The sequence below is a fragment of the uncultured Winogradskyella sp. genome (assembly GCF_947501905.1).
Lineage (GTDB): Bacteria > Bacteroidota > Bacteroidia > Flavobacteriales > Flavobacteriaceae > Winogradskyella.
In genome coordinates this window covers 30,061-41,807 of record NZ_CANMXL010000006.1, presented here as the reverse complement: position 1 = coordinate 41,807, position 11,747 = coordinate 30,061, and the positions used below count along the sequence as shown (strand labels likewise).

Annotated in this window: 11 protein-coding genes; 1 reads left to right on the top strand and 10 read right to left on the bottom strand. The window is 32.5% G+C overall.

Annotation, left to right across the window (positions count from 1 at the left end; translation table 11 throughout):
- Positions 1-86: 86 nt before the first annotated feature.
- The 3 genes from Q0770_RS13620 to smpB form a co-directional block, all read right to left on the bottom strand.
- Positions 87-614, bottom strand: coding sequence for a hypothetical protein (locus Q0770_RS13620; RefSeq protein WP_299117884.1), 528 nt, complete (start codon positions 612-614; stop codon positions 87-89).
- A gap of 15 nt (positions 615-629) precedes the next feature.
- A complete protein-coding gene (locus tag Q0770_RS13615; RefSeq protein WP_299117881.1) occupies positions 630-3,089 on the bottom strand; it encodes a DUF5686 and carboxypeptidase regulatory-like domain-containing protein in 2,460 nt (819 codons plus the stop codon).
- A 112-nt stretch (positions 3,090-3,201) separates the two neighbouring features.
- Positions 3,202-3,660 carry an SsrA-binding protein SmpB gene (smpB, locus tag Q0770_RS13610; RefSeq protein WP_299117879.1) on the bottom strand — a complete coding sequence of 153 codons (459 nt, stop codon included), beginning with the start codon at positions 3,658-3,660 and terminating at the stop codon, positions 3,202-3,204.
- Positions 3,661-3,776: 116 nt separating this feature from the next.
- On the opposite strand from smpB, the gene Q0770_RS13605 reads away from it, so the two are divergent.
- A complete protein-coding gene (locus Q0770_RS13605) occupies positions 3,777-4,541 on the top strand; it encodes a DUF6503 family protein (RefSeq protein WP_299117877.1) in 765 nt (254 codons plus the stop codon).
- On the opposite strand, the gene Q0770_RS13600 is transcribed toward Q0770_RS13605, so the two are convergent.
- The 7 genes from Q0770_RS13600 to clpB form a co-directional block, all read right to left on the bottom strand.
- Positions 4,527-5,414 (bottom strand): histidine phosphatase family protein, encoded by an 888-nt coding sequence (locus Q0770_RS13600; RefSeq protein ID WP_299117875.1) that lies wholly within the window; start codon positions 5,412-5,414, stop codon positions 4,527-4,529. The genes Q0770_RS13605 and Q0770_RS13600 overlap by 15 nt on opposite strands.
- A gap of 73 nt (positions 5,415-5,487) precedes the next feature.
- Positions 5,488-5,907 carry a hypothetical protein gene (locus Q0770_RS13595; protein ID WP_299117873.1) on the bottom strand — a complete coding sequence of 140 codons (420 nt, stop codon included), beginning with the start codon at positions 5,905-5,907 and terminating at the stop codon, positions 5,488-5,490.
- A 66-nt stretch (positions 5,908-5,973) separates the two neighbouring features.
- Positions 5,974-6,636: a deoxyribose-phosphate aldolase gene (gene deoC / locus Q0770_RS13590; protein WP_299117871.1), complete on the bottom strand. Its 663-nt coding sequence runs from the start codon at positions 6,634-6,636 to the stop codon at positions 5,974-5,976.
- A gap of 205 nt (positions 6,637-6,841) precedes the next feature.
- Complete coding sequence (locus Q0770_RS13585; RefSeq protein ID WP_299117869.1) at positions 6,842-7,315, bottom strand: thioesterase family protein; 474 nt, start codon at positions 7,313-7,315, stop codon at positions 6,842-6,844.
- A 53-nt stretch (positions 7,316-7,368) separates the two neighbouring features.
- Complete coding sequence (locus tag Q0770_RS13580) at positions 7,369-7,965, bottom strand: TetR/AcrR family transcriptional regulator (protein ID WP_299117867.1); 597 nt, start codon at positions 7,963-7,965, stop codon at positions 7,369-7,371.
- Between the two features lie 65 nt (positions 7,966-8,030).
- On the bottom strand, positions 8,031-8,900 hold the full coding sequence (locus tag Q0770_RS13575) for a TraB/GumN family protein (RefSeq protein WP_299117865.1): 870 nt from the start codon (positions 8,898-8,900) through the stop codon (positions 8,031-8,033).
- A 199-nt stretch (positions 8,901-9,099) separates the two neighbouring features.
- On the bottom strand, positions 9,100-11,706 hold the full coding sequence (gene clpB, locus Q0770_RS13570) for an ATP-dependent chaperone ClpB (protein ID WP_299117863.1): 2,607 nt from the start codon (positions 11,704-11,706) through the stop codon (positions 9,100-9,102).
- Between the last annotated feature and the right edge of the window lie 41 nt (positions 11,707-11,747).

Below are 11,747 nucleotides of genomic sequence, written 5' to 3'. Positions count from 1 at the left end.
CGTTACGTACAACCACAATTATGTCATTTCTCTCTACGGTCGAAATGACTGATGCAATAATTATTGATATGGATTAAATGAAAAAGTTAGTTTTTCTGAAGATACTTTTCAGGAATAGGTGAGGCTTCAGATTCTTGCATCCAATAAATATTTACTATCCACCAGCGTTTACCATCGTTTAGTAATTGAATACTATTAATACCTCGCATAAAAGGGCTAGTATCACTCTTGCTTCTAAAAGATTCGTATGTACTAAATACTTGTGTAATATTACCAAAAGTATCAGTCGTTCGGTTAAGTTCTACTTCATGAAAACCATTTTCGAACAACCATTTCCCAGAAGTTTTTATATAGTCATCTGGCGCCATGTAACGCGCAATGGTTTGACCTTCTCTATTTTTTCCGGTAGGAATCAATTTTGCATCTGGATGAAATAAATGCTTGAATAGCTCCCAATTGCGTTCTACGCCTTTGTCTCCTGAAATAACTGAATATAAAGTTTCAATAGTGCTGTCAAGCGTGGCTACGTTTTTGGAATAGTCTTGAGTTTCTGTTTCTTGCGCAGAAAGATTAAATCCTATGGCAAGAATAAAGAGAAGTATTAATTTTTTCATGATTCAATTTTTTACTTAGAAAAATTTCAAACCAAAAACAAATGCATCACCTTGATACCCGTTTTGGTATGACCTAATATAATCAAATCTTAAAAAACGCCATTTTCCCCAACCAATATTATCTAAGCCAATACTAAATTCTTGATAAGGTTTGTTATCTGGTGTCGCTAGGTTATGCGCACCAACAACGAGGTTAAAATTTAATTTATTCAATAATGGAATCTTACCTAAAATAAAACCATTAAAATCATGTTCGGCATGCATTTCTAGATAGCTGTCATTTGTACTTAAATCGTAATAACCTAGATTGTTAAAGACATTAGTATAGTTGCCACGACGACTAAAATTAATTTGGTTGCCATTAAAATGTTGAAAATCCATAAAGGCTATATCATCAGCATTAAAAAACTTTCCACCTCTTATGTTATAGGCAAAACGTCCTTTGTTTCCAATAGTGAAAGATTGATATAATCGTGCTTTGATTTGGTCAAAATTATAATCGCTATTTGTAGCGCCCAGTCCTTTCTCGTAACCCACAAAAAGTGTTGGGTATTTACTACTTGATATATTGAATTTACTATCAGGATAACTCAAGTAATTCTGACCAAAATTGATTCTTGCCGAAACATTAAATTTTATAATGTTATGATTTTGGAATGGCGCTACGCCAAAAGCAGTTTCATTGATTGGGTTATTGCTTGTATAGGATTTATCGTCTTCAGGGTAAAAGGTTTGGTCAGTAGTATTGAATAGTGCGTTTCGTTTTTCATAGCTTATATCAGAATATAGTCTAAAACCATTAAACAATTCTTCGGAATAATTAAGCTGAACAAATTGACGTTCGTAAATTTTTAAATAGTTTTCTATAAAGCCTAACGAAGCCACAGTATTTTCGATTGGACTAATTGGATTAGACCCATTGAATTGTCTGGTTTCAACTCCTCCAAAAAGCGTTAAAAATGAACGACTGATATCATTAAACTTATAAGTTAGTGAGCCTCTTGCGCGCAAGCGGTCATCAGAAATTCCATAGTTAATAGAGCCATTAGCAGAGAAGTAACGTTTAAAATCGTCATAATTTTTTCTATAAAATACATTAGCTCTGGCGTTCCATCCTTGCACGGTATTGAATTGAACACCACCAATAGGAATATCAAAACCAAGGCGGTAATCTTTATGAGAATTTTGATAAGTATACCCTAAAAGGTTACCAAGTTTAAATTTATTTCGAGCTCTATCAATAGAGTCGAGATATGGTTTAGATTCTTTTACGAGTTGAATACTATCCTTTTTTACATAATCTACTTTTTCTTCTTTGGTAAGTGGTACAGGCCTAATAGTATTCCAGAATAAGGAGTCTTTTTTATTGGCTTCGTTTTCAAAAGCTACCAATTCGCGACCAAAATCTTTCTTGGTGAGTGGTAAATTAAATTCGTAATTACTATAAACCGCTGTAAAACGACCATCACCTTTAATACCAAATATGCCATAGCTAAAGTCTATACTTTGAGAAATTAAAGCCCAAATACCATTTGTTTCGGAGTAAGAGAAGTTTTGTTTTAATGTAATAATATCTGCAACAGGAATTCTAGCTTGCTCACCTGTGATGTCTAATTCTAAAGCGTATAATGTCCATTGGTCTTCAACTATATATATGTAACCAGAAAAAATAGGATCGTTCTCTCGTTTAGGAGTGACTTTTATTTTGTTGATGAGGTTGCCACGATCATCATAGAAAACACCATCTAAATTATAACGGTAGTATCCAAAAGCATTATTTGCAATAGGAGAGATAATTTCGTTCCCTAAAGAAATAGTATTGTTATACAAGTTAAAATCTACATCTTGCGCATTGTTGAAGCTAAAACCGTTGTCATCACCACTAACTTTTGATGCAGTTATCTTTTCTTTAAGACGGTCTGGTCTTAAATATTGAATTTTTGAAATCGTTTCAGATAAGTAAAGAATACCACTACGTGTAGAATCTAAGCCTTCGATTTCTACCTCTTGGCCAAAAAACTTCTCAGGTGCGTCTTTTATTCGCATTAACCCACGAGAATAAAAATCTGCTTTAAAGCTTTCTATCTTTTCAAGATTTTCTTTTCGTTTTGCTATGACTTGACGCATAATGATATTTGCCGGATTTTCTTCGGTATTAATAACCACTTCATCAAGTGATACGTTTTCTTCTTTTAGAGTAATATTTAGAGTAAAAGGCAATTCCGTAATATCAACTGATTTCTTTACTGTTTTATAACCTAGGTATTGAAATACCAAATTATAGCTTTTCTTCTCTGTAATATTAAGCTCATAATAACCAGCATCATTAGTGGTAGTTCCTTTGTAAGTGTTTTCTATAAATACATTTACAAAGGGAAGTGCTTGGTTTTTACTATCAGTAATATTTCCTCTGATTTGAGAAAAAGATAATAGTGTTGTAAAAAGTAATACAATTGAAAGTAGAAGTTTTTGCATGAGTATGATTTGATGATTTATTTATATAGACGCTTTAATTTTTAAAAAGGTTGTCTACAAAAATCAAACTTAGATTAAAGTCTTGCGATGTAACGTTAGAAGTATGCTAAATTTATTTAAAATTTTTCTTAATTCGGTCTAAGTTGCGCTTGTTGTCACGGTCTTTAATGGTCTCGCGCTTATCGAAGAGTTTTTTTCCTTTAGCTAGAGCAATATCTAATTTAGCCAATCCTTTTTCGTTGATAAATAAACGTAGTGGAATAATAGAGTTTCCCTTTACATTCACCTCTTTTTCTAACTTTTTAAGCTCACGTTTGTTGAGGAGAAGTTTGCGAGTCGCTTTAGGTGCATGATTGTAGTAATTACCATGAGCATATTCTTCAATAGTCATGTTTATGACAAAAAGTTCGCCTTGTTCATTAAATTCACAGAAGCTTTCGGTAATAGAAGCTCTACTAGAACGAATGGATTTTATTTCTGTTCCAGACAACACAATTCCAGCGGTATATCTATCTAAGATTTCGTATTGGAATTTAGCCTTTTTGTTAAGTATGTTAATCTTCTGTTGCATGCGTGACAAATGTAGTTTTAAAAGTTATAAGTGAAAAGTTATAAGTGAAAAGTTTATGGACGCTATCCTGTAAGGAATAGTTTATTTTTGCGACAACAAAATTTTAAATTTTGAAAATGAAATATTTACATATTGTCTTAATTGCATTTTTGTTTTTAAACTGTAAAAATGAAACCTCTAAAGCTGAAGTAAAAACATTAACGGCTGATGAAGTGGTAAACAAGTCAATTGAAGTAGCTGGTGGAGATAATTATGGAAATTCTATTTTGACGTTTAAGTTTAGAGATAAGACTTATAAAGCAAAACGAAATGGTGGGCGTTTTGAATTCAATCGGACTTTTAAAGATTCACTCTCAGTTATAAAAGATGTAATTAATAACAATGGTTTTCAGAGGTACGTTGATCAAATAGAGCTTCATGTTTCAGACGGAAAGATACAATCTTACAGCGCTTCTGTAAACTCTGTGCATTATTTTTCTGTATTACCTTATGGTTTAAATGATAAAGCAGTCAATAAAAATTTAATAGGCGAGGAGCGTATCAAAGCAAAAGATTATTACAAAATACTAGTCACGTTTGACCAAGAAGGGGGTGGTGAAGATTTTGAAGATGTCTTTATCTATTGGGTAAATAAAGCGACCTATAAACCAGATTATTTGGCTTATTCTTATAACGAAGATGATGGCAAAGGCATGCGTTTTAGAGAGGCTTATAACGAGCGCTATATCAAAGGTCTACGCTTTGTAGATTATAATAATTACAAAAGTGAAGCGCCTGAAATTAAGCTTCAAGATTTAGCTAAAGCTTTTGATAGTAATCAACTAAAATTACTTTCTAAAATAGAGCTCGAAAATGTTGAGGTAGATTTAATTGACCTGTAATAACATTGATGATTTGTCACCATTAGCTATACTAACAATGTATAGACCACCATTATTATTATCGTCCATCATATCATATTTCTTCTTGCCCAATAGGCCATTGGTAAATAGAGGTGTTGTATTACTATGACCAACAATTAATACTTTTTTTCCTTTAGTATCTTTAATGAATTGTTTCATGTCCATATTGCGAGGGTCATAAAATTGTAACTCCAAACCAAGGGACTTTGCAGTAGGTAAAGCCGTTTCCTTAGTACGATTGTAGTCTGTGGAATATACTGCGTCAAATTTTACGTCTTTGAGTACAGTTGCCCAATTGTCAGCACGTTTTAAGCCTTTTTCTGTCAAATGAGGATTACGATTGGTTTTATCTGAACGGTCTTTTTCTGCATGTCTGATGAGGTAATAGGTAGTTGCTGTATCTTCCTTATATTCTTTTAGATATGGGCCTTCCCAAATAACTTGCTCTATCATCCATTTGTTATCGTCTTTAGATAATAAGACATAATCTAAACCCCAAGCACCAGTAACTCTCGCTGTAGCAATATGATTGGCAATTTCCAAAACTTTTACGCCGCGCATTTCTGTCTCGGCACGTGTCATACCTTGGTCTTTTATGCGTTGTGCTAATGTTAAAGCTTTATCATAGGGTAAGTCTTGGTAATATTTGTAGTCTCCAGTTTCTTTGTCTTTTAGATAACCAAATTTGTAAAGTCTTGGTTTTAGAGCAGCCTTTAATTTTAGGGTATCACCTTGGTAAAAACCGTCTATGTAATTATTTAGTGTAACTTCTATCTGAGCTTTATCAGATAAATCTTGACTAAAGCTTATAAAAGTGAATAGTAATAATAGGGTAGTAATGGTTGATTTCATGGTTATATTGAATGAAAGATTCCTTCAAATATAACTTAGAAATTTGTAGTTGCTTTTAAAGCTATGTTAAAAACTAAGGAAGACGCTCAAATATTAAATCTAAACCATCAAAAATTTGTTGTCCAAACCATAAATTATTATCATCTAGTTGTTCTATTATATTTCTATCAGAATCTATAGTTATAATATCTGTAATATTACCATTATTTCCAGGACAACCCTCAATAAAGCAATCAACACTTATTTCGTAAGTCGAAATTTGAGATTCAAATTCAGTAATAGTACTAATAACTTCTAATGTATTGTCAGAATTAAATTTGTAAATAACATCATTCTGATTATAAAATGTAGAACCCCCACCAAAACCATCACGAGTTTCAATTAGCTGCCAATCACCAACAATAGGATGTTGATTTGTAACTGTATCGTTATTAGTATCACAATTGATAAAAAGAATAGATGCTATAAATAAAAATAAAAAATGTTTTCTCATAATGATTGGATTTATCATATAGATGTGAAAACCCTCAGAAGGTTGCGATGTGTTGAGAACTATTTTTTAGTTCGCGACTTTAAGATTTTGATTATTCATCATAGCTACGCTAGACGAAGTGCCTATTCTGTCTACACCTGCTTCAAAATATTTTAAAGCTGTAGCATAACTTCTAATACCACCAGAGGCTTTTATTTTAGCTTGACCTTTTACTGTTTTTTTCATAATTTTTACAGCAGTTAGTGTAGCACCACTTCCAGAAAAACCAGTTGAGGTTTTTACAAAATCTGCTTTGGCATCAATACAAATTTCACAAGCTCTAACAATTTCATTTTTAGAAAGTTCACTAATTTCTAAGATAACTTTTAATGGTGTAGTACCAATTGCAGATTTAACATCATTAATGTCTTTTAAGACAGCAACATAATTTCTGCTTTTTAGAAACCCAATATTCATGACCATGTCAATCTCTGTAGCGCCACTTTCAATGGCTTGTTTGGCTTCATAAATTTTTGCTTGAGTAGACATAGCACCTAAAGGAAAGCCAACAACAGCACAAATACCTACTGGTGTTTCTTTTAATACTTGCTTAGCAATAGGAATGTAGCAACTATTTACGCAAACAGAATGGAAATTATAGGTGATCGCTTCATTACATAGTTTGATAATCTCTTTTTCTGTAGCTGTAGATTTTAATAATGTGTGGTCTATATGTGCGTTTAATTCCATGATTTAGATACTTTAAAAAGGGTTTATACTCTATAAGAGTAAAGGGAAACTTTGACAAGAATTTAAACTTGTATTAAAGCTGTATTGGAATTAATTAGCTCGACTAAATTAACAATTTATCCGATGAAATGAAAGCATTTACTGGTTTTTTACTATGCATTTCATCGAATAATTTGTAAATAATTGTAAATTAATTTGTTAAATGTTAAGATTTGAAGCTTAATAGTCGATTTTCAAAAGTGTTTTGCTCTATTGGATTTACAATACGATTAAATAAGTTAAGCATATCTTCAGAATGTGTTTCTCTTTTTTGTGTCATTAGATTGTAATGTGTAAAACCGCACCAAATAATAGATTTTAATTGAGTTTTGTCTTTATTATACATTCTCATTTCTGCCTTTAGATGACTATTATCAAAATATATAAGTTGCGATTCGATAGTAACTGTTTCCATAAGCAAAGCTGGTTTTAAATAAACGATTTGGTTGCTGCTAGACACCCAACTTTTGCCTTGTAATTTTGCCATCTTATAAATATCAAAATCATAAGCGTTTATTAATTCGTCTTCACGATGATTCATAAAATAATCTATGTATTTACCATTGTTTAAATGATTGAATGGGTCACAATCTTGAAATCTAATTTTTGTTTTACTCTCTACAGTTTTTGGTAAGTTCATTTTTTAGTTGTTTTTAAAATATACCAATCGGTATATTATTGATTAAAAAAAAATTAAGCTTTTAATTCATTAGTAATCATATCTTCTATCTGCTTCATGGTATCTTTCATATAAAATTCATCATCCATAGTATAGGTCATAAAAATAGCGCCTTGAATCATTGAGTCTATACGCTTTGCGTATTGCATAGCATTAATTTCTGTCGAAATTTCACCAGCTTCAATACCATCTTCTATAATCGTTGCAACTTGGTCTTGTATACGCTCAATAACAACTCGTACTTTTTCTAATAAATCTGAATTTTGATTGTTGGCATCTACACCAATATTCAACACAGGACAACCACCATAAGTTTTACTCAAGCTATAGTAACTTTTATAAAAATCTGCTATGAGATATAGTTTTTGGATTGGAGATTCACTTTTTTCAATATGTGAAGATATAAGAGACATTAATTTCTTAACAGTATGTTTAAATGCCGCGACTGCTAATTCTTCTTTATTTTTAAAATTACCATAGATAGCACCCTTAGTTAAGCCGGTTGCCTTAGTTACATCACTCAGGCTTGTTGCTGCATAACCATTTTTATTAAAAATTGGTGCAACCGTCTCTAAGATATGTAGTTTTGTGTATTCAGCTTTTGTTAGCATAATTCAAATATAAAAAAAATATACCAATTGGTATATTTTTTTTATTCTTATATAAATTTTACAGTTTATTTTACAGCTTCAACGGTGTATCCTTCTTTTCGTAATAATTTGATAACTCCATTTTTGCCTGCTAAATGTCCAGCTCCTACACCAAAAAAAGTAGGTTGTTCTTTGGCAAATTCGCCTATTTTAGGAATCCAGTTTTTATTTCTGTTATCCAAAAGAATGTCTTGATATTCAGCGACCGAAGAATAGTTATCGTCATTCATCATATCAATCATCTCCGTAATATTTTCATTTTTATAAGTTTCCATCATTTTAGAGAAAGTGGCTTTGTCATAAGCTAAATCATCTTTTGCAGAACGTACTAAATCTTTTGCCTGCTCTTTATATGGTATTTCGTCAAAGACATTTAATTGGTCTTGTATAGTTTCTAGTCCTTTTATTTCTTCACCTTCTTTTTTTGCAACTTTTAATAACTCTTCTTCAAAGGATTGCATTGGACAATCAATAAGATTTGGATATAATGCCGCAGTTAAAAATATAGGTTTCATGTTTTGCATCATCTGTACTGAAACACCCATATGTTTTTTAAACATCTCATCAATGGCTTTATAATCTTCTTCAGAAACTAAATCTTTTAATGTTTGCCCGTCTTTCATATACATGTTCTGCATCATTTTTGATTGCATATCTCCAGAATCCATATCTAATTCTAAAACAACTTGTGTAGTCTCATCCAATGCTTTTTTAACATCATCATCTAGTGTTGCATCACAAGTGATGTGTATGGTGCCAAAAAGATATGAAGGTTGCTCTAGACCATTTCCTGTAATTTTCCAGAGTGTAGAATTCTCTAATTGCTGTGCATTACTTGTAAATATTGAAATAATAGCAACTAATATTGCTGAGTATAAAGTTTTAATTTTTTTCATAGTTGAATTTGTTTTGAAGATAAGTAGTGGTAATTGTAATCTTGTTACAAGTTTTTCAAAGTTTTGAAAATAAAAAGGCAGCGCTACTTTAGTTTGGACGTCTCAAACGTATTTTTGCGCTGCCTTAAATTGTCTGCCGCTAAGCAGACCAACCAATCATTATATAGACTGTTTAGCGGCTCATTTGTTACAGAAATATCTAAAATTCTTCGATAACTAAATCTCCTTGATTTCTAAAAACCAGTTGACTATCAAATTCGTCAAGTAGAATAATGCTATTCGTTGTTACCTTTCCTGCAAGTATTTCTTTACTTAACTGATTTAAGACTTCCTTCTGAATCACTCGTTTTACTGGTCGTGCGCCATACTCAGGATTATAACCTTTATCTGCTAAATATGCTTTTGCTTCATCTGTTGCGTCAAAGGTTATGCCTTGTTGTGCAATCATTTTGGTAACCGATTTTAATTGTAAGTCTACAATGTCTTTGATATTATCTTTTGATAATGGCGTAAACATTATAGTATCATCTATACGGTTTAAAAACTCTGGTCTTACTGTTTGCTTTAACAAGCCTAGTACATCTACTTTAGCAGATTCCATAGCAGAAGGGATATCCTTAGTTGCCTGAAAACGCTCTTGTATAATATGACTTCCCATATTAGACGTCATAATAATAATTGTGTTTTTAAAATCTGCAATACGTCCTTTATTATCCGTCAATCTACCTTCATCTAGTACTTGCAATAAAATATTGAATGTATCTGGATGTGCCTTTTCAATTTCATCTAATAAGACTACAGAATATGGTTTTCTACGTACAGCTTCAGTTAATTGTCCGCCTTCATCATAACCTACATATCCTGGAGGCGCACCAACTAATCTGCTTACTGCATGTCGCTCTTGGTATTCACTCATATCAATGCGTGTTAATGCATTTTCATCATCGAATAAATATTCAGCCAGAGCTTTAGCTAATTCCGTTTTACCAACACCAGTTGTTCCTAAAAATAGAAATGTACCTATTGGTTTTTGCGGGTTTTGCAATCCAGCTCGAGAACGTCTCACGGCGTCACTTACAGCAATTATAGCTTCTTCTTGTCCAACAACACGCTTGTGTAATTCATCCTCTAGTCTTAGCAACTTTTCACGTTCACTCTGAATCATTTTGGTTACTGGAATACCTGTCCATTTGGCAACGACATCTGCAATGTCTTCATAAGTCACTTCTTCTTTAATCAAAGCCGTTTCTTGCTGCTCTGCGAGTTGCTTTTGAAATTTTTCTAAAGCTTCAGTAGCTTCTTTAATCTTACCGTAACGGATTTCAGCTACTTTACCATAATCACCATCACGCTCGGCACGTTCAGCTTCAAGTTTATAGTTTTCAATATCTTGTTTTATATTCTGAACATTTTCGACAACTTCTTTTTCATTTTTCCACTTGGCATTTAGCTCGTTGCGTTCTTCTTTAAGATTTGCTAATTCAGCTTTTAAAGACTTTAATTTTGTTTCATCTTTTTCACGCTTTATGGCTTCATGCTCAATTTCTAATTGCATGATTTTTCTATCCAGAACATCCAATTCTTCGGGTTTGGAGTTGATTTCCATACGTAATTTAGAAGCTGCTTCATCCATTAAGTCAATGGCTTTATCTGGTAGAAAACGATTGGTAATATATCTGTTAGATAATTCTACAGCACCAATAATAGCTTCATCTTTAATACGCACTTTGTGATGTGTTTCGTACTTTTCTTTAATGCCACGGAGTATTGAAATAGCGCTCTCTGTATCAGGTTCATTAACTGTTACTTTTTGAAAACGACGCTCTAAAGCTTTGTCTTGTTCAAAATACTTTTGGTATTCATCTAGAGTCGTAGCCCCAATAGCTCTCAATTCACCTCGCGCTAAAGCTGGTTTTAGAATATTTGCTGCATCCATAGCGCCTTGTCCGCCACCGGCACCAACAAGTGTGTGTATCTCGTCTATAAATAAAACAATATCTCCATCACTAGTAGTGACTTCTTTGATAACAGCCTTTAGGCGCTCTTCAAATTCTCCTTTAAATTTTGCACCTGCTATTAGTGCGCCCATATCTAAAGCAAAGATTTGTTTGTCTTTTAAATTTTCAGGAATATCCCCATCAATAATTCTGTGTGCTAAACCTTCGGCTATAGCAGTTTTACCTGTTCCGGGCTCACCAACTAAAATAGGATTGTTTTTTGTTCGTCTAGATAAAATTTGAAGAATTCTACGAATCTCCTCATCACGACCAATAACGGGATCTAATTTTCCGTCTTCTGCTAATTGGTTGAGGTTTTTTGCATATTTATTTAATGAATTATAAGTCTCTTCTTGACTTTGCGATGTGACTCTATCACCTTTGCGTAATTCTTCTATAGCAGCTTTCAAAGCTTTCTCAGTAACGCTTTGGTCTTTTAGAACCTGCGCAATTTTACTTTTAGATTTGAATATAGCAAGTAATAAATGTTCAATAGACACAAAATCATCATTCATTTTTTTTGCGATGATTGACGCTTCGTTTACTGCTTTACCGGCTTCTCTAGAGAGCATGATATCTGTCCCGCTAACTTTAGGATAACTCTCTAATTCGTTATCTAGTATCTGTTCTAGTAAATTGACATTTACATTCAGTTTTTTGAGTATAAAAGGCAATACATTCTCATCAACATTAAGAATACCTTTAAAGATATGCTCATTTTCTATTTGCTGATGACCATAACTCTGCGCAATTTGCTGCGCCTGTTGTATGGCTTCTTGTGATTTAATTGTATAGTTATTAAAGTTCATAATCTTAAATGTTTCTTTTTCTGTTAGCTATATTTCAATTA